This is a genomic window from Lysinibacillus sp. UGB7 (assembly GCF_049058285.1).
Classification (GTDB): domain Bacteria; phylum Bacillota; class Bacilli; order Bacillales_A; family Planococcaceae; genus Lysinibacillus; species Lysinibacillus sphaericus_B.
In genome coordinates this window covers 72,756-98,598 of sequence record NZ_JBMGUV010000011.1, presented here as the reverse complement: position 1 = coordinate 98,598, position 25,843 = coordinate 72,756, and the positions used below count along the sequence as shown (strand labels likewise).

At 36.1% G+C, this 25,843-nt stretch carries 33 protein-coding genes; 17 read left to right on the top strand and 16 right to left on the bottom strand.

Annotated features, from left to right (window positions below; translation table 11 throughout):
* The first annotated feature begins 99 nt into the window (after positions 1–99).
* Together ACOMCU_RS12065 and ACOMCU_RS12060 are read left to right on the top strand one after the other, a co-directional pair.
* A complete protein-coding gene (locus tag ACOMCU_RS12065; protein ID WP_421050319.1) occupies positions 100–1,095 on the top strand; it encodes an ABC transporter substrate-binding protein in 996 nt (331 codons plus the stop codon).
* A 95-nt stretch (positions 1,096–1,190) separates the two neighbouring features.
* A complete protein-coding gene (locus tag ACOMCU_RS12060; RefSeq protein ID WP_421050318.1) occupies positions 1,191–1,862 on the top strand; it encodes a precorrin-3B methylase in 672 nt (223 codons plus the stop codon).
* Positions 1,863–1,885: 23 nt separating this feature from the next.
* Here ACOMCU_RS12060 and ACOMCU_RS12055 read toward each other — a convergent pair whose 3' ends face one another.
* On the bottom strand, positions 1,886–3,082 hold the full coding sequence (locus ACOMCU_RS12055; protein ID WP_421050317.1) for a class I SAM-dependent rRNA methyltransferase: 1,197 nt from the start codon (positions 3,080–3,082) through the stop codon (positions 1,886–1,888).
* A 60-nt stretch (positions 3,083–3,142) separates the two neighbouring features.
* Positions 3,143–4,060: an alpha/beta hydrolase gene (locus ACOMCU_RS12050; RefSeq protein WP_421050316.1), complete on the bottom strand. Its 918-nt coding sequence runs from the start codon at positions 4,058–4,060 to the stop codon at positions 3,143–3,145.
* 172 nt (positions 4,061–4,232) lie between these two features.
* Between ACOMCU_RS12050 and ACOMCU_RS12045 the strand changes: the two genes are divergently transcribed.
* The gene (locus tag ACOMCU_RS12045) at positions 4,233–4,721 is read left to right on the top strand and encodes a dihydrofolate reductase (RefSeq protein ID WP_421050315.1); all 489 of its coding nucleotides are present in this window, start codon (positions 4,233–4,235) and stop codon (positions 4,719–4,721) included.
* 65 nt (positions 4,722–4,786) lie between these two features.
* Here the strand turns inward: ACOMCU_RS12045 and trhA are convergent, their stop codons facing one another.
* Positions 4,787–5,422 carry a PAQR family membrane homeostasis protein TrhA gene (gene trhA / locus ACOMCU_RS12040; RefSeq protein ID WP_219361896.1) on the bottom strand — a complete coding sequence of 212 codons (636 nt, stop codon included), beginning with the start codon at positions 5,420–5,422 and terminating at the stop codon, positions 4,787–4,789.
* Positions 5,423–5,697: 275 nt separating this feature from the next.
* On the opposite strand from trhA, the gene ACOMCU_RS12035 reads away from it, so the two are divergent.
* From ACOMCU_RS12035 to msrB, 5 genes are all read left to right on the top strand, one after another.
* The gene (locus ACOMCU_RS12035; protein WP_421050314.1) at positions 5,698–6,540 is read left to right on the top strand and encodes a DegV family protein; all 843 of its coding nucleotides are present in this window, start codon (positions 5,698–5,700) and stop codon (positions 6,538–6,540) included.
* 327 nt (positions 6,541–6,867) lie between these two features.
* Positions 6,868–7,797 (top strand): GDSL-type esterase/lipase family protein, encoded by a 930-nt coding sequence (locus ACOMCU_RS12030; RefSeq protein WP_230491841.1) that lies wholly within the window; start codon positions 6,868–6,870, stop codon positions 7,795–7,797.
* A 4-nt stretch (positions 7,798–7,801) separates the two neighbouring features.
* Positions 7,802–8,380, top strand: a complete 579-nt coding sequence (locus ACOMCU_RS12025) for a YpmS family protein (RefSeq protein WP_010859237.1) — start codon at positions 7,802–7,804, stop codon at positions 8,378–8,380.
* Between the two features lie 13 nt (positions 8,381–8,393).
* Positions 8,394–8,924 (top strand): peptide-methionine (S)-S-oxide reductase MsrA, encoded by a 531-nt coding sequence (msrA, locus tag ACOMCU_RS12020; protein ID WP_421050313.1) that lies wholly within the window; start codon positions 8,394–8,396, stop codon positions 8,922–8,924.
* The gene (msrB, locus tag ACOMCU_RS12015) at positions 8,921–9,349 is read left to right on the top strand and encodes a peptide-methionine (R)-S-oxide reductase MsrB (protein WP_421050312.1); all 429 of its coding nucleotides are present in this window, start codon (positions 8,921–8,923) and stop codon (positions 9,347–9,349) included. The genes msrA and msrB overlap by 4 nt, the downstream gene beginning before the upstream one ends.
* Before the next feature lie 558 nt (positions 9,350–9,907).
* Here msrB and ACOMCU_RS12010 read toward each other — a convergent pair.
* On the bottom strand, positions 9,908–11,746 hold the full coding sequence (locus ACOMCU_RS12010) for a methyl-accepting chemotaxis protein (RefSeq protein ID WP_010861446.1): 1,839 nt from the start codon (positions 11,744–11,746) through the stop codon (positions 9,908–9,910).
* 273 nt (positions 11,747–12,019) lie between these two features.
* Between ACOMCU_RS12010 and ACOMCU_RS12005 the strand changes: the two genes are divergently transcribed.
* Both ACOMCU_RS12005 and deoD read left to right on the top strand, forming a co-directional pair.
* Positions 12,020–12,241, top strand: a complete 222-nt coding sequence (locus tag ACOMCU_RS12005; RefSeq protein WP_010861445.1) for a YozE family protein — start codon at positions 12,020–12,022, stop codon at positions 12,239–12,241.
* A gap of 115 nt (positions 12,242–12,356) precedes the next feature.
* Positions 12,357–13,064, top strand: a complete 708-nt coding sequence (gene deoD / locus ACOMCU_RS12000; protein ID WP_010861444.1) for a purine-nucleoside phosphorylase — start codon at positions 12,357–12,359, stop codon at positions 13,062–13,064.
* Positions 13,065–13,144: 80 nt separating this feature from the next.
* Here the strand turns inward: deoD and ACOMCU_RS11995 are convergent, their stop codons facing one another.
* Both ACOMCU_RS11995 and ACOMCU_RS11990 read right to left on the bottom strand, forming a co-directional pair.
* Complete coding sequence (locus ACOMCU_RS11995; protein ID WP_010861443.1) at positions 13,145–13,456, bottom strand: tyrosine-type recombinase/integrase; 312 nt, start codon at positions 13,454–13,456, stop codon at positions 13,145–13,147.
* Between the two features lie 157 nt (positions 13,457–13,613).
* Positions 13,614–14,315 (bottom strand): tyrosine-type recombinase/integrase, encoded by a 702-nt coding sequence (locus ACOMCU_RS11990; RefSeq protein WP_421050311.1) that lies wholly within the window; start codon positions 14,313–14,315, stop codon positions 13,614–13,616.
* Between the two features lie 319 nt (positions 14,316–14,634).
* Here ACOMCU_RS11990 and ACOMCU_RS11985 point away from each other — a divergent pair, with 319 nt between their 5' ends.
* The 5 genes from ACOMCU_RS11985 to ACOMCU_RS11965 all read left to right on the top strand — a co-directional run bounded on the left by ACOMCU_RS11985 (position 14,635) and on the right by ACOMCU_RS11965 (position 16,967).
* Positions 14,635–15,039 carry a phage holin family protein gene (locus tag ACOMCU_RS11985; protein WP_421050310.1) on the top strand — a complete coding sequence of 135 codons (405 nt, stop codon included), beginning with the start codon at positions 14,635–14,637 and terminating at the stop codon, positions 15,037–15,039.
* Positions 15,036–15,704 carry a M15 family metallopeptidase gene (locus tag ACOMCU_RS11980; protein WP_421050309.1) on the top strand — a complete coding sequence of 223 codons (669 nt, stop codon included), beginning with the start codon at positions 15,036–15,038 and terminating at the stop codon, positions 15,702–15,704. The genes ACOMCU_RS11985 and ACOMCU_RS11980 overlap by 4 nt, the downstream gene beginning before the upstream one ends.
* Before the next feature lie 204 nt (positions 15,705–15,908).
* A complete protein-coding gene (locus ACOMCU_RS11975) occupies positions 15,909–16,250 on the top strand; it encodes a hypothetical protein (protein WP_421050308.1) in 342 nt (113 codons plus the stop codon).
* A gap of 154 nt (positions 16,251–16,404) precedes the next feature.
* Entirely contained in the window at positions 16,405–16,626 is a 222-nt protein-coding gene (locus ACOMCU_RS11970) for a transcriptional regulator (RefSeq protein ID WP_421050354.1), read from the top strand.
* Positions 16,623–16,967 (top strand): aconitate hydratase, encoded by a 345-nt coding sequence (locus ACOMCU_RS11965; RefSeq protein ID WP_421050307.1) that lies wholly within the window; start codon positions 16,623–16,625, stop codon positions 16,965–16,967. Before ACOMCU_RS11970 ends, ACOMCU_RS11965 begins: the two co-directional genes overlap by 4 nt.
* Positions 16,968–17,008: 41 nt before the next feature.
* On the opposite strand, the gene ACOMCU_RS11960 is transcribed toward ACOMCU_RS11965, so the two are convergent.
* The 5 genes from ACOMCU_RS11960 to ACOMCU_RS11940 all read right to left on the bottom strand — a co-directional run bounded on the left by ACOMCU_RS11960 (position 17,009) and on the right by ACOMCU_RS11940 (position 18,914).
* A complete protein-coding gene (locus ACOMCU_RS11960) occupies positions 17,009–17,260 on the bottom strand; it encodes a helix-turn-helix transcriptional regulator (protein WP_421050306.1) in 252 nt (83 codons plus the stop codon).
* A 220-nt stretch (positions 17,261–17,480) separates the two neighbouring features.
* Positions 17,481–17,612 (bottom strand): hypothetical protein, encoded by a 132-nt coding sequence (locus ACOMCU_RS11955; RefSeq protein ID WP_421050305.1) that lies wholly within the window; start codon positions 17,610–17,612, stop codon positions 17,481–17,483.
* Between the two features lie 134 nt (positions 17,613–17,746).
* Positions 17,747–18,214, bottom strand: coding sequence for a hypothetical protein (locus ACOMCU_RS11950; RefSeq protein WP_421050304.1), 468 nt, complete (start codon positions 18,212–18,214; stop codon positions 17,747–17,749).
* Positions 18,215–18,319: 105 nt separating this feature from the next.
* Positions 18,320–18,628, bottom strand: coding sequence for a hypothetical protein (locus tag ACOMCU_RS11945; RefSeq protein WP_421050303.1), 309 nt, complete (start codon positions 18,626–18,628; stop codon positions 18,320–18,322).
* Positions 18,629–18,716: 88 nt separating this feature from the next.
* Positions 18,717–18,914 carry a helix-turn-helix domain-containing protein gene (locus ACOMCU_RS11940; protein WP_421050302.1) on the bottom strand — a complete coding sequence of 66 codons (198 nt, stop codon included), beginning with the start codon at positions 18,912–18,914 and terminating at the stop codon, positions 18,717–18,719.
* Positions 18,915–19,092: 178 nt separating this feature from the next.
* Here ACOMCU_RS11940 and ACOMCU_RS11935 point away from each other — a divergent pair, with 178 nt between their 5' ends.
* Positions 19,093–19,977, top strand: coding sequence for a helix-turn-helix domain-containing protein (locus ACOMCU_RS11935; RefSeq protein WP_421050301.1), 885 nt, complete (start codon positions 19,093–19,095; stop codon positions 19,975–19,977).
* 238 nt (positions 19,978–20,215) lie between these two features.
* Here ACOMCU_RS11935 and ACOMCU_RS11930 read toward each other — a convergent pair whose 3' ends face one another.
* Positions 20,216–21,391 (bottom strand): hypothetical protein, encoded by a 1,176-nt coding sequence (locus tag ACOMCU_RS11930; protein WP_010861463.1) that lies wholly within the window; start codon positions 21,389–21,391, stop codon positions 20,216–20,218.
* Between the two features lie 549 nt (positions 21,392–21,940).
* Between ACOMCU_RS11930 and ACOMCU_RS11925 the strand changes: the two genes are divergently transcribed.
* Positions 21,941–22,423, top strand: a complete 483-nt coding sequence (locus ACOMCU_RS11925; RefSeq protein WP_010861031.1) for a GNAT family N-acetyltransferase — start codon at positions 21,941–21,943, stop codon at positions 22,421–22,423.
* 252 nt (positions 22,424–22,675) lie between these two features.
* Here the strand turns inward: ACOMCU_RS11925 and ACOMCU_RS11920 are convergent, their stop codons facing one another.
* The 4 genes from ACOMCU_RS11920 to ACOMCU_RS11905 form a co-directional block, all read right to left on the bottom strand.
* A complete protein-coding gene (locus tag ACOMCU_RS11920) occupies positions 22,676–23,338 on the bottom strand; it encodes a cysteine hydrolase family protein (protein WP_010861030.1) in 663 nt (220 codons plus the stop codon).
* A gap of 17 nt (positions 23,339–23,355) precedes the next feature.
* On the bottom strand, positions 23,356–23,904 hold the full coding sequence (locus ACOMCU_RS11915) for a hypothetical protein (RefSeq protein WP_421050300.1): 549 nt from the start codon (positions 23,902–23,904) through the stop codon (positions 23,356–23,358).
* A 627-nt stretch (positions 23,905–24,531) separates the two neighbouring features.
* The gene (locus ACOMCU_RS11910; RefSeq protein WP_421050299.1) at positions 24,532–24,963 is read right to left on the bottom strand and encodes a hypothetical protein; all 432 of its coding nucleotides are present in this window, start codon (positions 24,961–24,963) and stop codon (positions 24,532–24,534) included.
* Positions 24,964–25,483: 520 nt separating this feature from the next.
* The gene (locus ACOMCU_RS11905; protein ID WP_421050353.1) at positions 25,484–25,789 is read right to left on the bottom strand and encodes a hypothetical protein; all 306 of its coding nucleotides are present in this window, start codon (positions 25,787–25,789) and stop codon (positions 25,484–25,486) included.
* Positions 25,790–25,843 lie beyond the last annotated feature (54 nt).

The following is a 25,843-nucleotide window of genomic DNA, read 5'->3' as shown; positions in this document are numbered from 1 at the left end:
TTGGGCTGAATGTTACTAGATTCAGTCAATAGAATATAGGTAGCAAAGAAGTCTTTGATTTCTTACTATACAGATTACATAACAAAGGGGAAAACAGACATGAACAAGTGGAAAGGCATATGGCTTATTCTTGTTATTGCGATGTTAAGCATTTTAGGTGCTTGCAACAGTAAGGATGAACAAGAATTAGCTGCGCAAAGTGAAAAGGTAGAACCAGCACAAGCTGAAACTACGGAAATAACGATGGAAAATAATGATACGAGGCAAGTTTATACAGAAGCGCCAAAAAAGGCGATTAGCTTAAATCAGCATGTCACAGAGATCATGCTGGCTCTAGGCCTAGAAGATTCAATGGTAGGTACAGCTTATTTAGATGACAAAATTTATGAGCCGTTACAAGCTGCATATGATAAAGTACCAGTTTTAGCTGAACAGTATCCATCGAAAGAACAAATAATTGATACAGAAGCTGATTTTTTATATGCAGGATGGAAAAGTGGTTTTAGTGAGAAGGGCGTTGGAACACCAGAAGAATTAGAGGCACTTGGTATCCACACATATTTACATACATCTTCTAGTATTACGAATCCAACGCTGGACGATATTTTCACCGATATTCGTAATATCGCATCCATTTTTCGAGTAGTGGATCGTGGGGAAGCTTTAATTGAGCAGATGACGAAAGAGGTAGAGTCTGTACGAGAAAAGCTACCACAAGATAAGGAAGCGCTACGAGTTCTTGTTTATGATAGTGGGGAAAAGGAAGTCTTTACAGCTGCACAAAACTTTATGAATGAGCTTGTTACAGTTGCCGGTGGTCACAATATCTTTGGCGATGTGGAATCAGGTTGGACAACTGTATCAAAAGAAGATGCAGTAGAACGTAATCCTGAAGTTATTGTTGTCATTGATTACGGTGCTACAACAGCCGAGGAAAAAATCAACTTTCTAAAAAATGATCCAGCGTTAAAAGAAACTGCAGCCGTAACTAATGAGCGCTTTGTTATTTTACCGCTATCAGCAGCATCAGAAGGGGTACGTGCAGCAGAGGCGATTCAAATTTTAGCGCAAGGATTCTATCCGGAGAATTTTTAACTCTTAAGCACAAAAGAAAATGAAATCCAAAAAGTAAATTTGTAATTAAAATGGGCTAGCAATTTGCTAGCTCTTTTTCATAGGGGGAGAGATTGGTGAACGCATTTCGTAATAATATTCCTGAAAAAACATTTGCAACACTCAATGCCAATGGAGAATTTGCACGTCTAGCCGTGAGTCCTGGTATGATTAATAAACACTATACGCCAGCCCAATTTCAAAAAATTGCGGAAGTTGTTGGTGAGGGTGGGGCCATTAAATATTCTGCATCGTACAGTATCCTTTTATCTGTACCTACGAATGGTGTGGAGCAAGCGATTAAGACATTACAACAAGCTGGCTTGTATATAGCAAAACAAGGTTCAATTGTTGCGATGAAGGCCTGTGATTTTTGCGATGGCGATAAAATGGAGGCCGCTGCGATTACAGAACAATTATACATTGCATTGGAAGGTTTAGAAGTTCCGAAAAGGTTACGATTAAATGTCAACGGTTGTGCATCCGCCTGCTATAATGCGATATATGATGATATTGGACTTGTTTATCAGAAGGACAGCTTTGACATCTATTTAGGTGCAGTTCCAATGGGTGTTCATGCACAAGCGGGTACATTATTTGCCAAACGTGTGTCGATTCAACATATAGAAGTCTTGCTTCATCAAATTATCACCCTATATAAAGACTATGCGCGTCCAGAAGAGCCGTTTTATAAATTTTACCGTAGAACAAATACCGCTGCATTTTGGCAACATCTAAAAAACGGGTGACTCGAAAAGAGCCACCCGTTTTTTTAGTTTAGTTTTTGAATAAAAACAACCTTTAAATAATTGAACTCAGGAAATTCACGAGGTACGCGGAAGTCCTTTGGTAGGCCGAATTCTTCAACAATTTTATAGCGAGTATTTGTTTCCTTGAATGCTTGGTCAATAAAACCTCTAAACTTTTTTATGCCAAAGCTTGCGTTATTCGTTGACGCCACTATAATGCCATTTTTCTCTGTAATGTCGATTGCATCCATTAATAATTTAGGATAGTCCTTGGCAGTTGAAAACGTTATTTGCTTTGTACGTGCAAAGCTAGGTGGATCTAAAACAACAAGGTCAAATTTTAAATGATGTCGCTGTGCATATTTGAAATATTGAAATACATCCATTACTTTAATGTCTTGTGCTTCGTAGTCAATGTTATTGACACTAAATTGCTCTATTGTTTTCGCTAAACTACGCTTGGCTACGTCTACACTTGTCGTTTTCATTGCTCCACCAAGAGCTGCTGCAACTGAGAACGCTCCTGTATAAGAGAATGTATTCAACATATTTTTATGTTGAGAATAGCGCTCGCGAATAGCAAGTCGCACTTCACGTTGATCAAGGAAAATACCTGTCATCGCACCATCGTTCAAATTAACAGCGTAGTTCATGCCATTTTCCTTCACAATGATTGGAAATTCGCCGGGTGTACCCATTACGAAATCGTCTTGTTCGATATATTGCCCTTTGCTATCAAAACGCTTCTTCTCATAAATGGCTTTATAGTTTACTGTCTCTGCAAGTGCCTCGTAGACCGCTTCTTTAAATGAATAGATGCCTGCACTATACCAACTCACCATATAATAGCCTTCAAAGAAGTCAATCGTTAGTCCACCAATACCATCACCTTCCCCATTGAAGACCCGGAAGGCTGTAGTATGACCATTGTTAAAGAAAGCTTCACGATTTTGAATGGCTTTTTTTATTTTTTTAGCAAAAAATGCTTTATCGATTTCTTCATCTGCATCGGGCGTTAACATCCAGCCGATACCTTTATTTTGTACACCATAATAACCTGTACCAATAAAGCGGTTATGGATATCCAGTAGTCGCAGTAGGGCGCCTTCCTCTTGTGGCAGTTTCCGTACGTCGACCGCATCTTTTGAAATTAGCGGATAGCCTTTTTTTAATGATGCGGCAAATTGATTGTTAATTTGTAATGCAATAGTTTGTGTCATGTTGTCATCCTTTAAAAACATTTTGCTCTATTATCTCATTGTTTGGTAGGGTTAACAAACTTATTTCACAAATGCGGCGATTTTTTCAACAGTATCAAGGGTAGCTTCTTCGAAAAACTCCATTTTGCTAAAATAGCTATGGATGAGTCCAGACATGTGTACATGTTCGACAATCACACCTGCATCGGCCAGTTTTTGTGCGTAGGCAAGGCCTTCATCATAGAGTACATCTGCTTCCGCTGCTATAATGATTGTCTTTGGTAAGACACTAACATGTTCAAGAAGCAATGGTGAAACAAGTGGATTTGTATAGTTATCTACATCTGTATAATGACTAGCAAACCATTTCATACCTTGTTTGTCTAAACCAAAGTGTTCACCATAAGTTGTGTAGGAAGGGGTAGTGAAATCGACATTTGTGACAGGATAAATAAGTGCCTGTGCAGCAATTTTAGGCCCGTTTAAAATGGCAGCTAAATAGGCCACGACCGTCGCTAAGTTGCCACCCGCACTATCTCCAGCAACTGAGAGACGCGATGCCTCTCCACCAAAACTTGCTATGTTTTCATATACCCAAAGTAAGCCATCATAAGCATCGAGAAGCGGTGTTGGGAAGTGGTATTCAGGAGCTAATCGGTAATCTACTGACACGACGATTGCCTGCGCTTTTTCAGCAAGTAACTGACAACCTGCATCAGCCGACTCTAAATCACCAAATACCCAGCCACCACCGTGGTAATACACGATAACAGGTAATGTTCCGTTATGAACAGGTGTATAAATACGTGCATTAATTTTTGCTCCATCACGCACAACTATTTTTTTATCGACAATCGATGCAAGTTGCGGAACGCGAGTAGATTGCCATTTAGGAACGGCTCGCATTGCTCTTGCTTCTTGAGGGGTTGCTTCATAATAATGTGCATTCGAATTAGTTGCATGTATATAACGTACAGCTTCATTCGTTAACCAGGTCATGTTCATCAGTCCTTTATATTTACGTTTATAATCTTATTATAAACTATTCATATAATTTTACTAGGTTTTAATATTGGAAAACAAGATAATTATATTAATGAGCAGAAATATTCCGATTGTAAAGCAAAAATATGTTTATAATATAATGAACTAGTTAACTAGGAGGGACAAAATGATTTCTTTAATTGTAGCACATGATGAAAAGTACGTAATTGGTTATGAAAACGGCATGCCGTGGCATCTCCCAGGAGATTTACAATACTTTAAGGAAAAAACGATGGGCAAGCCAATGATTATGGGACGTAAAACATTTGAATCCATTGGTAGAGCGCTTCCGGGACGCCGTAACATTGTCATTACTCGTGATGAAAGCTACCATGCTGATGGTATTGAAACAGTAACGAGTTTAGAGGCGGCTCTTGCCCTTGCGGGAGATGTCCCAGAAATTATGATAATTGGTGGTGAACAAATATTCCGTTTATCAATGCCAATTACAGATCGAATATACATTACAAAAATTAATCATGCGTTTAATGGGGATACATTCTTCCCAAAATATGAAGAGGACTTTATTGAGGTTTCGGAACAAGAACCTGAGACTGCACCAGAGGGCTATACTTTTCAATATCAAATTTTTGAACGAAAAGCTCAAAATCGTTAAATCACTCGTTTACAGCCAGTCAATCATAATGAAGGTGCACGGTGTTTGCTAACACCGTGCTTTTACTATAGGTAAAAATAGATACAGGCATACATGGAACCACATCCTGCTAGAACAAAGAGGTGCCAGATTGTATGGTTGTAGGGAAGAGAGCGCCATGCATAAAAAATCGCACCAATTGTATAAAAAAGACCACCAGCTAATAGCAGTGAAAAACCAGGATTCCCTAAGTAAATATAAACGGGTTTAATGGCAAAAATAATGAGCCAGCCCATACCAATGTAAAAGAGTAGAGAAAGAATTTCAAAGCGATTGATAAAAAAGCATTTAAAGAGTACGCCAACAATGGCAAGTGTCCAAATTATGCAAAGTAACGTAACGCCCATTGTTCCGCCAACCGCAAGTAATAGAAAGGGTGTATAGGTCCCTGCAATTAAAATATAAATAGAGGAATGGTCGAGGATGGCAAAAAAGCGTTTGTATTTTTCAGGCATGCTATGAAGCAGTGTCGACATTAAAAACAAGATGATGACGGAGGTGCCGAATACACTGAAGGTTACAATATGCATCGCACTGCCATGTTGTACACCTGCTAAAATCAGGACAATAAGTGCTGGAATACTGGCTATAAAACCAACGCCGTGTGTAATGGCATTCCAAAGCTCTTCCTTCCACGTTTTATAGTCAAATGAATTCATCATTTAAAACACTTCCTTTCGTTACTTTTACTATACCCCGATAGCTTACATTCGACTATTTACATTTGTCATATCTTTCATGTCAAAAGTGTCATACGGATTTTCTGCCACTTTTAGAGGTATTTATTAGACAAATTCAGTAAAAAAAAGCTATAGTATCAAAGGTAAAGTCCACGAAAAAGACTAGGAATTGACATGTCAAATGACAAATGTCATGTTTACATATGGAAACATTAGTCTATATAATTAATTTTAATGAAGTAAAAGGATGTGTCAAAGTGGGACGAATTCATATTGTAACGGACTCAACTTGTGATTTAACTAAAGAAGAGGTAGCACAACACGGTATACATATTGTGCCGTTAACGATCCAAATTGATGGTAAAACGTATATAGACGGTGTAGATTTAGAGCCACAACCCTTTTTAGGCTTAATGAAGAAAGCGGAAAATTTACCAAAAAGTTCACAGCCTGCACCAGGGAAATTTAAAGAGTTATATGATGAACTCGGTAAAGATGGTGACCAAATCATTTCAATTCATATGACAGGTGGCATGAGTGGTACTGTAGAGTCTGCTCGACAAGCTGCTCAAATGACTGATGCAGATGTCACAGTTATCGATTCACGATTCATCGCCGTTGGACTTGCTATTCAGTTAAGAGAAGCAATAAAAATGCGTGATGCGGGTGCTACAGTTGAACAAATCGTCGCACGCCTAGACCAAGTACGTGAAAACACTCATTTATACGTAATTGTTGATACGCTCGAAAACCTTATTAAAGGTGGACGTATTGGTAAAGGTACGGGCTTTATCGGTTCACTGCTCAATATTAAAGTCATTGCGAACTTAGAGGGTGGGGCATACAACCCGGTGTCAAAAGTACGTAGTCACAAACAAGTCGTTAACTTCCTATTTAAGCAATTCCAAGCGGATACTGCTGGTAAAACAGTGAAGGCTGTTGGGATTTCCCATGCTGATGGGTTGACAACTATGGGAGGACCTTTAAAAGAATTAGTAGAAAGTACTGGCTTTGATGAGGTAGAGATTGCCTTTACATCACCAATTATCTCTACACATACAGGTCCGGGTGCGATTGGATTTATTTATTTTTCAGAATAATAATCAAGAGCTGCTACATAAATAATTGTAGTGGCTTTTTATTTACTTACAATAGGCGTTTTAGTACTGTCACAATTGAGGGGATTTGGGTCCTTAGCAGATCTAGATAAATATAACGCATTTTTTCCCCTTGGTGGTGGTCTGCCTTCTTTGGCAGATGTATGCTATGCGAAAAATAGCCATGACGTTGAGATCTAAAGATGGATTAAAAACAGTGCAAGTGAAATGCATTAGGTTAATTTATTTATAAAGTGAAGTATAGTCACTTTTCATTGCAGCGTGAACTATCTATAATAGTAGTAACAGTAAAAGATGGAAGGTGGTCAAATGGACATCTGGCGAGTAATTTTGTCATGTTTGATCGTCTTAGTACTAAGTGGTTGTGCTATTTCAATAGATGAACCGAATCCGCAGGCTGAACCAGAAAGTGATCAGGCAGCGACGGAGCAAGATATGAGACAGGATGAGCAACAAACAGAAGACGAGGGTAAATCCTCTAGTAATATGTTGACGCAAATTTTTGAACATTTTTTTGAACCTTCACCAGAGGATTTACGGCAAATTGATGATGAAAACGCGGAGCAACTACATTACCTGGCACTAGGAGATTCTTTAACGGATGGTGTTGGTGATGAGTATAGTCAAGACGGTTATGTTGGAAGATTAGCAGACTCACTGCTCACTTGGCCTTCGATTTCAGAAGTTGAGGTTGATAATCGAGGAAAAAGGGGAAGACGTAGTGATCAGCTATTAAAATTAGTGAAAAAAGGGCATTATGATGAAGAGTTACAACAAGCACAACTCATTTCATTGACAATGGGTGGAAACGATGTAATGAAAGTTGTTAAACAGGATCTATTTAATCTGAAACGCGATGCTTTTGATGCTGAATTACAGGCCTATGAAAAACGCTATAGTAAAATTATTGATGGTATTCGTGCAAAAAACCCAACAGTACCACTATTACTAATTGGCTTTTATAATCCATTCTCTATCGTCACAAATGAGGCCAATGAATTTGATACAATTATTACTGAATGGAATAATGTGATTGAAAGGGTAGCTAGTAAGGATACAAATGCATGCTATGTATCAGTGGAAGATTTATTTGATTCGAATGAAGAACTCGTTTATCATACGGATTTCTTTCACCCTAATGCAAAAGGTTACGATAAAATGACAGAGCGAATTTTAGAAGCAATGGGGCAATGCGGAATGGAAAAGAAGATTAACAAGGAAATAGGCTTCGAGGAGTGACAAAATGAATAAATGGAAATTCGCATTTTTCGCATTAGCAGGAACGGTGCTTTTTGCGATCCTCCTCGTCGTTTATTTAGCTACGAAACCAGTAGATGGAGTAAATTTAGCGAAGAGTTCAGAAAGTGAAGAAGTAAAAGGCAATGTACTAGTCGTTCAAACAACAACGAAGGAATTTGAATCGATATCGAAAAAGTATTTAAAGGATACAGCCAAGGGTTCGCCATTACCGATTGATTTCACAATAGGTGATGACATTCAACTTAAGAGTAAATTGACGGTCTTTTATACTGAAATTCCAATTACCATGAATTTTGAACCGATTGTGGATAAGAAAGGCAATATTATATTAAAGCAAACGGAGATGAATGTCGGCCTATTGAATATTCCACCGGAGACCACGATGAAAATAATGCGTGATTCGGTGGAATTCCCTTCATGGATTACTGTGGATCCGAATAGAGCAGAAATTTACATTGATTTATCACGTGTAAATATTGCTTCAGGATCTCGTGTGCGCGCGAAGGAACTAGACTTACCAAACGATAAAATTTTATTGGAAATTATCGTTCCTGGTCAATAAGGAGTGAGAAGAAATGGCAATACAATATGCAACGTTTGCGGGTGGCTGTTTTTGGTGCATGGTCAAGCCATTCGATGAGACACCTGGCATAGAATCCGTGATTTCTGGCTACACAGGAGGCCATGTTGAAAATCCAACATATGAACAAGTGTGCTCTGAAACGACAGGTCATGTGGAAGCTGTTCAAATTATGTTCGATGATGAGCTCTATTCGTACGAGCAATTACTGTCAACATTCTGGACATTAATCGATCCTACTGATGCTGGAGGACAATTTTATGATCGAGGTCAATCTTATACAACTGCGATTTTTTATCATGATGAAGAACAACGTGAACTGGCAGAACGCTCAAAGGCTGATTTAGCGGCATCAGGAAAATTTAACAAGCCGATTGCCGTGAGAATTTTACCTGCAAGTACGTTTTATGCAGCCGAAGATTACCATCAATATTATTATAAGAAAAATCCAATGCACTATGAACGCTATGCAGTCGGCTCAGGTCGCGAAGCGTTTCAGGCGCTACACTGGGGGCACAATAAATGAGCAAAGAACAGCGATTAAAAGAGTTAACAGATATGCAATACTATGTCACGCAGGAAAATGGGACAGAACCACCATTTCGTAATGAATATGACCAGCACTTTGTAGATGGTATTTATGTCGATATCGTTTCTGGTAAGCCGTTGTTTAGCTCATTCGATAAGTTTGACGCAGGTTGTGGCTGGCCAGCATTTGCTAAACCAATTATCAATGAAGAAGTAATTGAGCATTTTGATACGACACATGGCATGCGTCGTGTAGAAGTGCGTAGCAAAGAGGCTAACTCGCATTTAGGACATGTCTTCCCAGATGGACCAGCTGAGCTTGGGGGCTTACGTTATTGCATTAACTCTGCGGCTCTTCGTTTTATCCCAAAAGAAAATTTAGAAAAAGAAGGCTATGCTGAATATATTTCATTGTTTAAATAAGAACGTAAAAACGCCTAGTACCCACCGTGCTAGGCGTTTTCAGTCTTTTTTCTTCTCTTAATAGAAGTATATATGGAGCCGTTGATTTCCACTACGGCGGACGCTTTTCGCGGGCCTGACTTCAGTCTCCTCGTCGCTACGCTCTTGTGGGGCCTTTTCGCTCTCTATGCACGTCGACGCCTAGTACACACTGTGCTAGGCGTTTAGACAAATTCAAAAAATGGATTTTGTTTACAGTTTTTTCATTTTAGAAGAAATAGTAAGAAATCGTTGCTTTCCGTTCCAGGCACTCCCTTTCCTCAGGCACGGCTCCAACTAATTTTTGCGGCGGGTCGCCGCAGAAATGGTTTTAAACACGTGCTGTTCCTGTAGGAGTGTCGCGCCTTCCACTCCAATCAACTTGTATCGCCTACTGATAATTCTGCTCCTAACCTGCTAAGAATACTTAAGGAGATGATGATCATGATGACAAAAGTACTATGAATGCTCGTTGACACTGTCTACTTCCTCACGATGACATAAAAAAGAATGTCCCTAGGAGAGTCATTCTTATACGTGTTACACTTTAAATTCACTAACGACATTTCGGAGGCTATCTGCCTGGTGAGCTAGCTCTGTGGCTGCTGCGTTGATTTCTTGCATGGATGCAGAACCCTGTGTTGCGGCTGCAGCTGACGTAACGGTATTTGCAGCCGTTTGCTCTGTGAAAGCATTCATATGCACAAAATCACTGGCAACTGCATTACTATAATCAAGTGTCAAAGCAATTTTCTCTACCATAGCCGTAATAATGGTCGTCGTTTCTTTGGTGTGCGCTAAAATATTCGACAACGATTGATTCGTTTCATTTGTCACCTCGACTCCTCGAATGACGGAAATAACCCCTTCATGATTTTGCGAAATAATCGATGACACTTCATCTTGAATAGACGTCACAATGGATGTTACTTCTTTAGCAGCTGATTGAGATTGCTCAGCTAACTTGCGAACTTCATCGGCTACAACAGCAAAGCCTCTGCCGTGATCACCTGCGCGAGCAGCTTCGATTGCTGCATTTAAAGCAAGAAGATTTGTTTGCTCAGATATGGCTGTAATCGTACTGATAATCGATGTAATATCCGTAGATTTTCGGCCAAGTGCCTCGACGGTAGTAGTAGTGGAGGCCATTGTTTCTTCAATAGACTGCATAACTACAGAGGATTGATATACTGAACGGCTCCCATCGTCGGCTGCTTGTTGCATGGCAAGAGAGGCTTGCTGTACCCCGTTCGTCAGTTCTGTTAACTGATGCATAGAATGTTCCAAATCACTCATTTTTTGCTGTGCACTGGTCATGCTATGAATCGTATTGTCGCTATCACTGGCAATATCTGCAGTAGTATCTGCAATATTTTGAATGGTACGGGCATTATCTTCTGCCAATGCCATTAGCTCCTGGCTACTGCTTGAAACGTGGTCAGCAAGTTGGCTAACTCGTTTAATCAGGTTCGAAATAGAAATGATAAGTGTATTTGTCGATGTGGCAATGGTTGAGAATTCATCATTGTTTCGAACTTGGACGCGTCGTGTCAAATCGCCCCCAGCTTGGGCAATATCTAAGATAGAGTGGTTTATAGCAGACGTATTGTTTTTCAATGATTTAAATAGCATATACCCAAAAATAATCATGGCAATTAGTCCGACCAGCGAGATGAAAAAAAATGTAGTATTTGAAACTTTGATTTGTTCGTTGAGCTTACTTAGTGTTGCTTTATTGGATTCATCCATAACAGAGTTAATTGATTCAATGTTATCATCAATATGGATTTTCATGGTTTCCCCTGTACCGTTCATCATGAGCTTACGTGCTTGTTCAAGGCCAATTTCATCACGGATTGTCATCACCTTTTTAGAGTACTCAAGGTAGTTTTTGTAGTATTGACCAATTGCTTGCATATGGCCCAGTTCCAGTTCACGGTCGGAAAACTTTTCTTGTAAAGCCTGAATTTTTTTATTGATAGCATCAATTTTCATATTATAGGAAGTAGAATAACTACCATTCCCTGTGATTAAATAGGCCTGTTCAAGATTGGTTAGTCTAGCAATTTCATACGCAAGTTGATTGACCGTTAGTTGCTCTTGTACATTTTTTTCAGTAAAATCTTTCATTTGCTGTTGCAAATTCGTAATATTGACGTACGATAATATACCCATTACAGCATTAATAAGGATGAGTATGGCAAAAATAATCATCACTTTACCGCGGATTAAATGATAAAAACGTTGTCGTTTTTCTTTAGTAGAAGGGAGATTAGGCCTACTATGCTTTGAATCTGGATTTTTCCTTTTGAAAAAACTAGATTTAAAGAGAGACGGGCGTTTTTTCGTTGAACTACTTAGATTATTAGAGTTTTGCATCGCCATCACCTTCCTAAATTTGTATAGTCGATTTCAATTTTATCGTATTTTGCTAAATGTTTCTATTATTTTTTCATAAAATTTTCATTTTTCTGATAAAATAGCAATTGATCTTTTTATGACCATAGTCATAAGAAATGATCTTAGATGATGTTATTATCTGTAATAGGAAAAAATACTTAAAAGAAACTATAAGCTTTTTTATGACGAATTGTAATTTTTTTGATAAACTAGCGAAAAGAAAAATGAGAGAAAAGGAGGCACTTTTTGGTTATGAAAAAGAGCTTTTATTTATATGTATTAACTTTCCGTGGGGGAGATTGGTCAGATGAAAAGGTGCGTTTTGCAGAAGAGATGTTTCATGAGCATAATTTTCCAAAGCAAAGTTCAGATTTTGATGAGCTATCTACATATATAGAAACCTATGCAACGGATAATTTAACAACAGAAGTATTTGATGAACTATGGGATTTATATGTGGGTCATGAACGATAAGTCGGAATAATTTGACTACTCTTTCTTTTTAAGTTGCTAGACGTCTATCATTGCGTAAATATGAGAAACACAGTATCATTTAAAGTGATAACTGACAGAAAAGAGGGATTGCAGTATGAGTATTCATATTAATGCAAAAAAAGGCGAGATCGCTGACACAATTTTACTTCCAGGGGATCCGCTTCGCGCAAAATACATCGCAGAGACTTTTTTAGAGGATGTTACTTGTTATAACGAAGTTCGTAATATGTTTGGTTATACAGGTACGTATAAAGGCAAACGTATTTCTGTACAAGGCACTGGTATGGGTGTTCCATCTATTTCGATCTATGCAACAGAGTTAATGCAAGAATATGATGTTCAAAAATTAATCCGCGTTGGTACTTGTGGTGCAATTCAAAAAGATGTAAAAGTTCGCGACGTAATTTTAGCGCAAGCAGCGACATCGGATACGCGTATGAATCAAATCATTTGGGGTGGCGCTATCGATTTTGCTCCAATCGCAGATTTTGATTTATTATTAAAAGCTTATAACGCAGGTAAAGAGGCAGGGTTAAACTTACAAGTGGGGAACATCTTCACAGCAGATTTATTCTACTCGGATGAGCACCAAAATGAAAAACTAGCTCAATACGGTGTACTAGCAGTTGAAATGGAATCCGCAGCGCTTTACACGCTAGCAGCAAAATTTGGTCGTAAAGCACTTTCTGTATTAACAGTAAGTGACCACATCATTACTGGCGAAGTAACGACTTCAGAAGAACGTCAAACGACGTTCAATGACATGATGGTTGTTGCGTTAGAAGCGGCTATTCAAGACTAGTTGATATATCAACGTTTTAGGGGTATTTAATTTAATAGTAATTAAGGCAAGTGACCGAAGGCGACGAAAAGGAGACCATTTTATAAGATTTCGTCAAACAGGTCACTTGCTTTTACTTTGTCACGCTCAGTTAAATGACTATAAGTATTATGTGTTTGTTTTATATCAACATGTCCCAATTGTTCTTGTATGATTTTAAAGTTTACATTTTTACTAATCATATACGAAGCATATGTGTGACGTAATCCATGGAAATTTAGGCGTGGTAAGTTAAATCTGTCCACAATTTCTTTCCATCTATTAGACATGCCGTCTGGATGTGAAGGAAATCCATTACTTTTCACAAATAACAGGTTAATTGGATTGTTTTCGTCGTCAGCATCGGTGTCCATAATTCACCTGATTTTAACTTTAACTTTTTTCTTTCCTTTTCAAATTCTTTTGTCTCTTTCATCAAAGATTCTGGAATAAATACGGTTCTTGATCTCTTGGTCTTTGTGTTTCCAAGAAAAAAGCGTTTTGTATCTTTATCATATTGAAGTGTTTTATCTATAATAACGAATTGTTGGTGTAATCTAAACATTCAACTCTAATACCGGCTATTTCAGTCATTCGTAGACCTCCGAAAACTGCTAGTTTAATTTGTAATCGGTGCTTCGGATAAACTTGGTCCAGTATCGAGAGTAGTTGTTTTAACTGATTTTCATTATAAAATTGTATTTCACGATATCTTTTTTCAACGTATGGACGCTTCACTCCTTTCATTGGATTTTCTTGAACAACTCCCCAATCAATTGCTTTTGAAAAAATACTTTTTAATACCATGTATTTTCCATTTAAATTACGCTTTCCTTGTTCTTTTTCTTCTTTGAAAAAATTAACAACATGAAATGTTTTTATTTTTGACAGTTTCATTTTATTAAAATATTGAAGAATGCCTCCTCGCAAACTCGATTCATAATTATTCTTAGATTTAATTGCTAAATCGACACGTACATAAACATCCATCCAACGTTGTACAAACTGTTCAAAAGTAATATTCTCTATATCATTTTCAATCTCCATATTAGCAACTTCAATTTCAAACTCTGTAATTGCTTTTTTGATAGTACGTTCTGATAGACTATTTAATGTGACATTTTTGTATTTTCTTATGCGTTTACATTTTTCTTCATCATATCCGAGTTCAACAGTTATTTTTATGCGGGGTTTGCCATTTTTATTTGGCTCCAATTCTTTGTAACTTGCCATGATTATTTCTCCTTTCCTGATTAAAGAAAGAGCAGCGGATGAGCCACTCTTAAATTTTAATTACAAACGTTTGTAATCAAAAACATGGATCCGTGAAGTATTTTACAACCTTGCCACGTATCCTAATAGAACTCTCGAAATTTTCTAAACTTATTACATACTGCCTAAATGACCTATCGCATGAATCTGGACTAAATATGACTTCAGCGTTCTCTGTGTCAATAAATATTCTTTTTACAGAGTACTCGTTATCTCCGTTGCTAAATACCACTATGTCGTCATTGTTTAAGCCACTTAATTCGGTTGAGGAAGTGGTGTTATGGAAAAGTGGATTGCTGCAGTAAGCGGAGCAATTGGCACGTTGGTGTCTTATTCAGTTGACGGTCTAGGTATGGCCGTAACTGTTTTAATCGGCTTTATGGCTATTGATTATGCAACCGGTCTTATGAGTGGAATTGTTAATCAAAACCTAAATAGTCGTATTGGCTTTAACGGCATCATACGAAAAATTTATTACTTAATGCTAGTCAGTTCAGTGTATTTACTAGCATTAGTGATACCAGGTATCGAGTACGCAGGGGATGGTGCAGCCATTGCATTCTGTGTACTCGAATTTATTACTATCACAGAAAACGGTACAAAGATGGGCTTGCCAACACCGGAGTTCATTAAAAATATCTTATCAATTGTAAAAGATAAAACGGGGGAGGGAGAAACTAAATGACAAGCGTAACAACAACATGCCGAGACTTATCTGAGCTTTTACCACCTGCACAAACAGCCTGTAGATTACTATTTCAAAAGTGCTACAAGGCAGGCATTAAGAACATCTTCATTACAGAAACATATCGCTCACAAGAACGGCAAAAGTATCTATACGCACAAGGACGCACTCGACCAGGGCAAATTGTTACCTGGACATTAAATAGCAATCACAAATCACGTTTAGCATGGGACATTGCTGTTGGCCCTCTACAAACTTTGTATGATGTGACTACTTTAAATAAAGTCGATGCCATTGCTAAAAAGTTAGGCATTGAGTGGGGAGGTACATGGACAAACGCTATTGACCGACCACATTTTGAAGTTAAGACAAATTGGTTAATGCCTAAGAGTTACAAATTGGAAGGACGAGTAATTGTACCAAGCAACAGTAAATATAAAGTTCAATTAATTGTGGAAGACAAAAAGGAGGAAATTAAAGTGACAAATACAAATTGGAATCCAGGTTCACCAGCTATGAAAACTGAAACAGAAAACTTTATTGCACAGGCGGTTAAGGATGGGATTATTCAAGCTTCACATTTGAAGGATTTACAGAATGGTACTATGACAACTGATCGTTTGATGGGTTTGTATATTACTATTCAGCAACGTAAAAGCAAATAATAATTGCATTGTTAGAAAAAACAGAACCAATGTCAATAGACAATTTCGTGTAGATTATTATTGTAATAAAAATAAATAGTAAAAATGTTAAAAATAAGTTTGGATTGTTATTGTTGGTAATGTTAGGATGTAATTACCTCGAGAGTAAGTGTTTGCTATAGCAATTCATAATCTATTTTTTACATAAATGGAAGGATGATAATCATGAAAAAATTTAAAAAAATAGCTTTAGCTTCTGCTCTAGCTTTATCAATGTCTGTAGTACCATTAACGGCTACTCAGCAAGCATCTGCAGCGACTGATTGGCAAGAATTTTGTAAGAACGACGACTTGTGTACAGGTAATGCTGTATTTGGAATGAGAGTAAATTCAGAAGGTATACGCGGTGCTACTAGACTGGAAATAAAATCTGGTGCGGGTGTAGTTAGTATAACTCCTTATAATACAATTAAAGCAAATAAGCCTGGTGAGGCTATTGTATATTTCTACGATAAATCTGGTGCTGAAAACGGGAAATATTATCTTTATAGAATTATTGTTAAATAGGTTATATAAAATCTTTTCTGTCTATCCAAAGTCCAGGTACTCAATTAGTTTTGAGCCTGGACTTTTTTTATTTCCACAAATTTCACTTGATAAAATAAAAACATTTGTTCTAAAATGATACAAACAAACGTTCTGTATCGAGGAGTGTGGAATGATGAAAGAACAACTGATTAAAGCAATGCAGCGTAACCAATTCTTGATTATGATGTACATGGCCAAAGATGGCAAGGTGTCAAAAAGGCGTATCAAGATTATTAAAATTGTTGGTAATTCGTTTCAGGCATATTGTTTTACAAGGCAAGCCAAGCGTACGTTTATGATTGAAAGCGTGTTAGCAGTTGTTCCAATCATCCACAAGGGGCGCTCAGTTGTATGATAAGTTTTGAACAAAGGCGACTACTTCATAAATTTGTGGTTTATGATATGGCTGTTCAATCATTACAGCGTGACTACAAGGTGATTGAAAACCTTAAAATGAGCAAAGTATATTTGCCTATACTTGATAAGCTTTTGGACGACATCTCACAAGAATGTTATAACTCTAAGAGATTATTGGCCAAAGATAAAATTAGAGTCGTGAAGTGGGAAAAGAAAGATGAATACTTTAGCGATCTTGTTGTTGCCACAGCTGGAGAGGATTTAGTGTTAACGTACGCTAATATGGCATTGAAAACGCAGGTGGAAAAATTATTATTAAGTCACCAAAATAAAGAATGACCAGGCGCTCATTATAAAAGTGAGTACCTGGTCTTTTTTTGTTATTCATCATAAGGTCTATATTTAGTATGAAGCTCTTTAGCTGCTTCTTTCCTACTTTCTATATCTTCTCTCAAATATAATTTATCTCGACTTAATTCTTTTACAGGAACTAACTTACCACGTTTTACAAGGGAGTTTAAAGCTTGTCGTGATATTTGTAATTCGTCTAATACTTCTGAGGTTGTTAATATTTCAGATTGCACCAACTTAATAAAGTCATCTTTAGTATTGAAAGAGTAGTTTTTCGACATTAGATTATACCACCTATTATTTATTATTTTTTCTCATTATAACAATTGTTGCACCGATAACTAATAATGTTGCAACTGTGAGAACTAAGGATAAAGTCGTCAATATAATACACCTTCTTTCATGTTATTTTTTGTTTGTATCTCAATTTAAAATGTTTTATAGTTAGGGTGAAGGCTAAGGGGATGAGCCTTAACCTTCGTTTTTAAATTTTGTTGGGCGCTACTTCTTTGAGGTAGTGTCTTTTTTGTTTTCTTTAGCTTTCTTACTGTTTATCTTCGCTGTTTGGAAGTTAACTAGTGCGATTGCTAAGTTGACGAATGCCGTGATTGCTACTACTCTTTCAAGTTCCATTATTATTACCTCCTTTCTATACTCTTATTATACAATATCTATTTACTATCGTCAACAGATATTAATGATTTATTTTCCTATTGTGCTAAAAATTTTCATGAAAAAAGCCACTCGGGTGAGTGACCTAATTTATTTTAATCGTTATGGACACTAATTTGAGTAGCATTCATAGCCCCTGTCATTCCTACTACATTGTTAACACCTAAGTCGGACGCTGCGAACCCATCACCTGACAGTGGTCCCCAAGCTTCTAAAGTCTGGCCAACTGTGGCATCAATTTCATGAGGAGAGAAAATAGGCATTACATAACCTTTGTCGTTCTTAATTAATAAGGCGTCTTCCATGTTTCCGAATAATCCTTCTAATTTCTTAACTCCAACTAATTCACCTTTGAAATAATAATTCATACCTTTAAATTTTGTTTCATTTTTATCGTAAAGCATAGCTGCTGGACTAGCAGGATATAGTTCAGCATTTGCTTCACCTTCAAGTATATATGCGGGTTTACTTGGTTCTTTATTAAGTTTTGTTTCTTCTTGTTTTGTAATTAGACCATATTCCATAATAACATCTGCTTTCCCACCATTGAACATAATAGTCACAGAAGAATCTCCATCGACGCCATTTTCGCCATCAAAATATAATGACACTACACTTTCATTAAATTTTTTATCGTTTGTAGCTGTACCACCAATGATTTTTTTTACTTAATCGTAACTCATGCCCGTTTCAATTTGTTTAAATTCTTCAGGTGTAATTGTAGCTACTTCCATCTTTTCACCATCAGCAGAAGCTGTTACTTTTTCTACATCGTCTTTAGCTGAATCGGTTGGCTTTTCAAGTAAATTATCTAAAGACATCAAACCCACCATTAACAAAAAAGAAATACCTGCAAATTTTAAGAATTTCATACCCTGAGCTTTACTGTTCTGTTTAAACTTTTTGTAGGTTAAAGTACTGAAAGTTATCAACGATATGAAACTCAATACTCCAACTATTGCAATAAAATCTGACAACATAAAAACCTCCCTTGATATTACCATTTTAGGAAATTACACATCGAATGTACACAACAAAAAACAGACAACCGTAATTAGTTATCTGTTAATCCCATTCTAAAATATCATCAAAGCTTGTGATTTCTAACGCTTTACAAATCGTTTCTAAGTGTGCTTTGTTGATTGTGTCTCTACGATTATTAACTATCTCACTAATAGCTGCTTGACGAATACCTGTCATCTCAGACAACTTTGATTGTGTAAGCCCACGATCATCCATCACTTCTTTTAATTTTATCCGCATTTTAAACCACCTTCCTTCAGTTAAATCTCTTATAAAAAATATATCAAATTATACGTTTATACGCAATATCAAATAAAATTTACCGAAAAGCATTGACTATACGAATATGCGTATATTATGATGTATTCAAATAAACGTATATATGGATATTCGTATAAATGGGATTGAGGTGAAAACGATGGCATTCGAATACTTAGCAACATACACAACATTTGAATCAATATCAGATATGGATAAGAGTGTGGAGGACCACATAACAGCGCACTATTATGATTTAACAGAATCAGAACGTGCCATCGTTTTCAAGCTTGCTTCACATAGCTTAGAGCATCCAGGGGCTTGTCATTTGAAGGCAGCCACAATTGCTGCAGCATTGGAAGTTAGTACAAAGACAGTTTATCGATCAATTAAGAAATTAGAGTCATTGGGCATCATTGAAAAAGTACCTGGTACAAAATTAAACGGCATCAAAGGGGCTAGTATTTATCGCATTTTACCTTATGTCCCATCGAGCGTGTCCCAACGAGAGACAGCCGATGAAGCTAGTAACGACGCGGTTTGTCCTCCACAATCTGAAAACCAATCATCTAAATCTTTTAATCTTTCTTCTTTTAAAACAAGCACTTTACAAGAAATATATAATAATGCTCACGCTGAAAAAGAAGCTTGTAAGGAATGGATGAATGGGTACCAAGTGATGCTATTTGATTTCATGAATAGCTTGCCATTAGCAGATAACTTGAAAGATGAATTGCATAAGGTTGTATTGGCTGCTCAGGTTCATAGTGCACCAGAGTTTGTAAAAGCTAAGAACATCCTATTCAAAATTGCTATGGATATTAAAGAAGGTGTACTGACAGTTGCTAGTACATTAAGAGCCGTATTTGTAGGGGCATATAGTAAGGCTGTTGAGCGTTTGGATAAGAAGATGATTAATTCATCATATATAGAAGAAACAACTAATAGAGAGCGTCCATTGCCGTTTTATAATTGGCTGAATGAGCGTGATGGTCGAACAGAGTTATGTATTAGACCTAATTTAGATAACTGGCTGGAGTGGTAGAGGGGAATAACCGCTATGAATGGAGTCTGGGTTCTCATGTCGATGTTTTAGTTCACCGAGCGTATTCATAGCGATTATACAATGAGTGTTTACAGACTCAGTAAAATTTAAACTAACATTTTTATTTTATAAGGAGATGGAGAAATGACTCATTTTGAATAATGGGAGAGGTAAGGAAAGGGGTTATACCCAAAAATCGTTTTTAATGACTTTTAGGATAACCCCGAATTTTTACTGGTTAATGTTGTGGAAGATAGTCTTGGCCGTTTATCGTTATTTTAGACCCTGAAATAAGAATTTCTTTATTTGCTGTTCTATATGGGGCTAAAATATTGTAAAAAGCTTCCCATATTTCTTCGCCTTTTTCTTGTTCTCCTTTTTTATCAAGTGCTTGGTATTCTTCATAAAGTTGTTTTAATTTCTTGCTATCTGCTTCACTAACTTTGTATTCAAAGTCAGCCATGTACTCTTCAAATGTTTGAGGCTTTTCGAACTGATTAAGGATTCCATAGAATTCTTCGTGTAACTTATCATACAACTCATCATTTTTATCTTTTAATGCTTTTTGTAAATCCCCTTGAAGAGCTTTTAGTTTGACTAAAGTTTCAGCGGGGATATCTAAAAATTCCATGGCTTTCTTATAGCTATCCATAAATTTTTCCAATGTTTCTAGTGCATTTAGCTCATCTACATATGGCTCAAGGATTTTATAAAACTCTTCATATTTATCGTTAGCCTTTTCTTCATCCCCACTTTTTTCAAGCTTTATCCATTCTTCATAAATAGCTTTAAGCTGTTTTTTATCGTTTTCTTTAATAACTATATTACTCTCATTAAATCCGTAGTCTTCTATATATTCATCAAATGGTTTAGGTAGCCAATTAGCTAATACATATGGCTTTTCAATTTTAAACATTTCGGCATAAATCTTATCCATTTCCTCAAATTTCTTTTCTATCTCTTCAACTGAATAATCATTGTCTTCATTTATTTCCTTTTCTAGCTTCTTCATTTCATTAAACATTTTTTCTAATCTTATTAAATCTTCTTTTGTTACCTCTTTAGGTAGGTCTTTTTTATAAGCTTCAAATGTATTGAAGTCAATATAATCTTCTACAACATTACCTTCTACAGAGATTTCTTGTCCTTCTACTAAGCTCATTTTTTCTATTTGTTCAGTAGAAAAATTACTGAAACTGATGAAATAATTTTTACTATCTTGCCCTTTAAGGTACATTCCACTGTTGAAGATATTTTTAATGGTCCCTTTAATTTGTTGTTGTTGTTCCTTTTGAACGGATGCTTCAATTGTTTTTTCTGCTGATGCAGCTCCTGCTTGAAGTGGCGTTAGAACAGCCATTCCTATAGTAAGTGCAGAAGCAATCATCCAAGTTTTTTTAATCTGTGGTTTCATTGTAAATTCAATACTCCTTTATATTGGTTTTTCTACCAACAATTATACGTTTTTCCACCTGTAAAAGTTTCATTGCTTTTGAAAGATTTTTATTTTTTTAAAATAAAGAAGAGAACTAAAATAAGAACACACCGTGTGTGAAGGGTGGTTTTACTTATGTAGTCATCTAATTGGCTGGAATGGTAAATGGAAATAGTCATCCATATAAATTTTAAATGAGGTATTATTAAACTAACAGAACTGATTAGTGGAAGAATGATCTGATAGGAGATTGAGTATGAAGCGTTTAATTATAGGTATAGCAGTAATTTGGTTGATTTTATTAGCTATTGGTTTTTAACTTCAGGGTCACCAAGTTAGAGTGATATCGGATTATTAAACTAACGGCGCAGGATAGTTATAATTAATAATGTGATTTTGTTCCATTTGATCCGTTTAACTATACATTAAGTTGCCATCTATGATAATAATACAATAATCTCAATTGATACAAATGGTTTTAACCTTGATGAAGTTGAGAAAAATAATTAAAAAAGAGGAATTTGATATATGAAAATACGTACAGCTAAGCTAAGTGATTTATCTGCTATTTTTGAAGTGGGAACAGTGTGTTTTCCCCCTGAAGAGGCAGCAACAGAGAAGGAGTTTGAAGAAAGACTGAAAGTGTATCCAGATCATTTCTGGATTTTAGAAGAGAACGGGGAATTAATAGGTTTTATCAATGGAATGGTGACAAATGAGCCAACAATCCGAGATGAAATGTTTAAGAATGCTTCTTTGCATGAGGGGGAAGGAGCATGGCAGGCTATATTTGGTGTAAACACGGTTCCTAAATACCGAAAGCATGGATATGCTGCAAAGATGATGGAGCAGGTTATTGCAGATGCAAAAAAGCAAGGACGTAAAGGCTGTATCTTGACTTGTAAGAAAGAGTTAATACATTATTATGAAAAGTTTGGATATAAAAATGAGGGAATATCGCAGTCTTCACTTGGTGATTCAGTCTGGTATGATATGTGTTTAGAGTTTTAACACATCGCATTTAGTATATTAGCTAATCACATTTAATTTTAACACTGTGAATAGTTACACTGGGTGCTTTAATTAAATAATCCATAATAAGACCACTCCGTGATGGGTGGTCTAATTTTTTTCTTTAGTAAGAGTTACAATAAAAAAGGACACTTTTTAGAGATAGTCGTAAATTTGTATATTTTCAAATTTTTATAGTGCTAAACAATCTAATATAATTTCCTTTACCGTTCTTAGTTACACCAATCAGTCTTATGTTTGGATAAAATTATTAATATTAGTTATCTCGATACCATTTGTCTGATATTTCTCAAGCATTTTATTCAGTGCATCTTTTTTTACTGAAAATAAGCAATCATCCAAAACAATAACGCGATAACCCCTGTTTATGCCGCCTAAAGCTGTCTTGTATACACAACCACTGGCATCTGCACCAACAATATAAAGGGTATCAATTTCGTTTTCTACGAGATAATTTTCAAAAAGTTCTGAAGAAAAAGCATCAGAGCGGAGCTTGTTAAAAACGTTCTCTGATTGAATAGATAGTTCATTATATAAGTTCGCTCCATCACTATCAGCCTGATACATACCACCAGAAAGCAGTGAATCCAATGAATTTCTCATAAACTCTTGCTTGACGTAAATAATCTCCATTTCAGAATCATTGGCGTATTCGATAGCTGTGTTGATGTTAGACATTAACGGATCCGTGTTGTCATATTCGGATATACCTAAGGTGTCATTTTGGATATCTGTTACCAGAAGTGCGCTTTTGGGACTTTTATATTTGATGATTGTATCGCCCTTTGTGGCACTCGACAAATATACCAATCGTACGGCTATAATTCCTATACAAAGTACCAATATTCCAATGAGTATCACAAAAAGATTTCTCCTCTTATTCTTTGTTTTCATAACAGTCACCTCATAATTTATTTATCGTTTGGGGGCGTAATAATAGTTGCTAGAATATGCATTTTTTGTCCCTCAAACGATGCGTTTCTTGTTTGATAAGGGGTAATTATTTCTTTGAATTTATTTCCGATATCTAACATTTCTTCAACAGTTGCATAGATAGGAGTTGCGCTGAAACCTGACCCATCCTCAACAATATTTATAGAGGATTTTTCAGCGTAATTTTGAAACTCTTTCATCAATACAAATAAAAAGTTCGTAAATAACTTAAAATATGCTTCACCATCGTTCTGCTCAATGATAGATTGGTTGACATTCAAAAAACTCTCATTCAAGGCGTAAACTTTCTCCGTTACTGCTCGAACTTTTTTTTCTTCAACAATCTTAATAACCCCACTCTCTACCAAACGATTTAATGTGCGATAGAGCGTGGCTTGTGGGATGTCGTATTGTAATGATAATAAATCTTTTGCTGTACACTCACCTTTTGCTTGAATCGCAAGTATAATTTGATTTTTAACAGGGTTGACAATACAGTCCATCATATCTTTAATGCTAATATCCATTTGGATATTCACCTCCATATGTTATCTATATGATTATATAATCACATTGATAACATAAAGGTCAATAGTTTTTTACCTAGACATAACTTATAAATAGAAGAAAGACCGCCTTTTTAGGGGCAGTCTTAGTTAAAAACAGGAGACTTTAGGCGACCAAAAAGCGACCAACATCTAAAATTTAGGTAACTTAATAAAAAGTTAAACACTTTAAGATGCAATTAATAAAGTGTAAAACGTTGTTAAATCAATACTATTGAAGTATCTTGTTATTATTAAAAGTACAAGTAATTCAATGACATGATGGTTGTTGCGTTAGAAGCGGCTATTCAAGACTAGGCGTAGCAAGGGTTTGACAACTTACAAATATTGGCGAGAGACCAAAAGAGACCAAAGTGATTTTTCACAGGTTATCGAAAGGTCACTCGTCTTTTCTTTTTGTGTTGTATCAACGTGTGAATATGAGTTTAATGTCTCACGAATATTCGCATGTTGAGCCATGTGTGGGGTTACATGAGTGGCTAAGGGAAACATAACAAAAGGACTTGCATATATGAAAATCAATCATACACGCAAGTCCTATTCTTATTAAACAAAATTCTCCGTTAGTTTAAGTACATCTTTTCACAATTATAATTTTATCGTTCTTACTATAAAACCAATCGTAAACACCAATAACATTGAAAGATATGAAATAATTGTTATGGTTGTTCCATGAATTATATCTGTAAACAATAATGACAATTTAGTACCAGACCAAATAAATGGTAGCATGTAATATTGACTAATACCTGCTAAAAACATATTTCTGCTTTCACCATCTAAAAGTGCAAATTGCCATAAATATAATAAAAATGAAAGTAACCAAATACTATTACCAATAAAGAAACTCTTCACTTTGTTGCCACTTAAACAAGAAAACTTCATTCCTACCCAGAACCAAAAGACCGCAAAGACAAGTTGGCTCAAAAGTGGAGGTATTATCAGCATAAAGGTGTTGGATACAAATCCATAGGATAATGGAATAATTATACATGCTAGCATTTTTTTATTTTCTGTCACTTTTTCATCTCCCGATTTTTGTGCCACCTTTTAAATAATATTCTCAATAAGTATTCTAAAAGCTGTTTATATTTCCCTTACTTTATTTAGTATCTTATTAAATTGTAACATATTTACAAAATATAGTGTGTGGAGGTTTAAGCTTATAAAGCAAGTTATGATGAGATTGCGGTAGCACATCATTAAGTTGGTGTGCTTTTTGAGGTTGTTATGAATATTAACAATTTTGATTTTTTGTCTATATTGATAGATAATGGTAAATTATCAACAAGTGAGTTTGACTGTCACAAGGACTGAGTAGCAAGCTACAAGAGGTGTTTAACGAGCCTGTGAGAGTTGGTAGTGGAGTAGAGGAATTATTTCACACAGGTTGTTTGATTGGAGCTACTGAGCCATATGTGGAGCTACAGGAGTGTTTCTGTGACATCATAACAAAAGGACTTGCATATATGAGACTCAATCATACACGCAAGTCCTGTTCTTAATTAAACTAAAGCTCCCTATTATGGAATATAGATTCTTATGAATAACTTTCCTGTTTATTGCCATAAATTTCATAAGTAAAATATCCAAGTAGTAAGCCTATCCCTGAGCCAAAACTTAGTGTAGATAATAATGGAATTGAGAAAAACATGCTAAGAATCAAACCAATTGTACAACCCAAAAGCATACCTAGTGGCATTAAACTGTCTAATGAATTTTGATCGTCTTTTGATTTTTTCTTACCTAATTTTCCTTGCTTATGTTTATATTCAAGCCTTTTAACAACAAAGACCATAATGCCTCCAACTATTGCAATGGGTAGAACAATACCTACAAGTTCTATGAATAACTCCAAGCTGTAATCTCCTTTCATTTACATCCTATTAGCTGAACTACC

Bases quoted from the DNA above. Each gene is read 5' to 3' on its own strand.
- ACOMCU_RS11915 (WP_421050300.1), bottom strand. From the start codon at position 23,904: ATGGATATTAGCATTAAAGATATGATGGACTGTATTGTCAACCCTGTT.
- ACOMCU_RS12030 (WP_230491841.1), top strand. From the start codon at position 6,868: ATGGACATCTGGCGAGTAATTTTGTCATGTTTGATCGTCTTAGTACTA.
- msrB (WP_421050312.1), top strand. From the start codon at position 8,921: ATGAGCAAAGAACAGCGATTAAAAGAGTTAACAGATATGCAATACTAT.
- deoD (WP_010861444.1), top strand. From the start codon at position 12,357: ATGAGTATTCATATTAATGCAAAAAAAGGCGAGATCGCTGACACAATT.
- ACOMCU_RS12010 (WP_010861446.1), bottom strand. From the start codon at position 11,746: ATGCAAAACTCTAATAATCTAAGTAGTTCAACGAAAAAACGCCCGTCT.
- ACOMCU_RS11935 (WP_421050301.1), top strand. From the start codon at position 19,093: ATGGCATTCGAATACTTAGCAACATACACAACATTTGAATCAATATCA.
- ACOMCU_RS12025 (WP_010859237.1), top strand. From the start codon at position 7,802: ATGAATAAATGGAAATTCGCATTTTTCGCATTAGCAGGAACGGTGCTT.
- ACOMCU_RS11975 (WP_421050308.1), top strand. From the start codon at position 15,909: ATGAAAAAATTTAAAAAAATAGCTTTAGCTTCTGCTCTAGCTTTATCA.
- ACOMCU_RS11920 (WP_010861030.1), bottom strand. From the start codon at position 23,338: ATGAAAACAAAGAATAAGAGGAGAAATCTTTTTGTGATACTCATTGGA.
- ACOMCU_RS11955 (WP_421050305.1), bottom strand. From the start codon at position 17,612: ATGGAACTTGAAAGAGTAGTAGCAATCACGGCATTCGTCAACTTAGCA.
- ACOMCU_RS11970 (WP_421050354.1), top strand. From the start codon at position 16,405: ATGAAAGAACAACTGATTAAAGCAATGCAGCGTAACCAATTCTTGATT.
- ACOMCU_RS11930 (WP_010861463.1), bottom strand. From the start codon at position 21,391: ATGAAACCACAGATTAAAAAAACTTGGATGATTGCTTCTGCACTTACT.
- ACOMCU_RS11960 (WP_421050306.1), bottom strand. From the start codon at position 17,260: ATGTCGAAAAACTACTCTTTCAATACTAAAGATGACTTTATTAAGTTG.
- ACOMCU_RS11995 (WP_010861443.1), bottom strand. From the start codon at position 13,456: ATGGACACCGATGCTGACGACGAAAACAATCCAATTAACCTGTTATTT.
- msrA (WP_421050313.1), top strand. From the start codon at position 8,394: ATGGCAATACAATATGCAACGTTTGCGGGTGGCTGTTTTTGGTGCATG.
- ACOMCU_RS11925 (WP_010861031.1), top strand. From the start codon at position 21,941: ATGAAAATACGTACAGCTAAGCTAAGTGATTTATCTGCTATTTTTGAA.
- ACOMCU_RS12055 (WP_421050317.1), bottom strand. From the start codon at position 3,082: ATGACACAAACTATTGCATTACAAATTAACAATCAATTTGCCGCATCA.
- ACOMCU_RS11965 (WP_421050307.1), top strand. From the start codon at position 16,623: ATGATAAGTTTTGAACAAAGGCGACTACTTCATAAATTTGTGGTTTAT.
- ACOMCU_RS11940 (WP_421050302.1), bottom strand. From the start codon at position 18,914: ATGCGGATAAAATTAAAAGAAGTGATGGATGATCGTGGGCTTACACAA.
- ACOMCU_RS11990 (WP_421050311.1), bottom strand. From the start codon at position 14,315: ATGGCAAGTTACAAAGAATTGGAGCCAAATAAAAATGGCAAACCCCGC.
- trhA (WP_219361896.1), bottom strand. From the start codon at position 5,422: ATGATGAATTCATTTGACTATAAAACGTGGAAGGAAGAGCTTTGGAAT.
- ACOMCU_RS12005 (WP_010861445.1), top strand. From the start codon at position 12,020: ATGAAAAAGAGCTTTTATTTATATGTATTAACTTTCCGTGGGGGAGAT.
- ACOMCU_RS12050 (WP_421050316.1), bottom strand. From the start codon at position 4,060: ATGACCTGGTTAACGAATGAAGCTGTACGTTATATACATGCAACTAAT.
- ACOMCU_RS11980 (WP_421050309.1), top strand. From the start codon at position 15,036: ATGACAAGCGTAACAACAACATGCCGAGACTTATCTGAGCTTTTACCA.
- ACOMCU_RS11985 (WP_421050310.1), top strand. From the start codon at position 14,635: ATGGAAAAGTGGATTGCTGCAGTAAGCGGAGCAATTGGCACGTTGGTG.
- ACOMCU_RS12045 (WP_421050315.1), top strand. From the start codon at position 4,233: ATGATTTCTTTAATTGTAGCACATGATGAAAAGTACGTAATTGGTTAT.
- ACOMCU_RS12065 (WP_421050319.1), top strand. From the start codon at position 100: ATGAACAAGTGGAAAGGCATATGGCTTATTCTTGTTATTGCGATGTTA.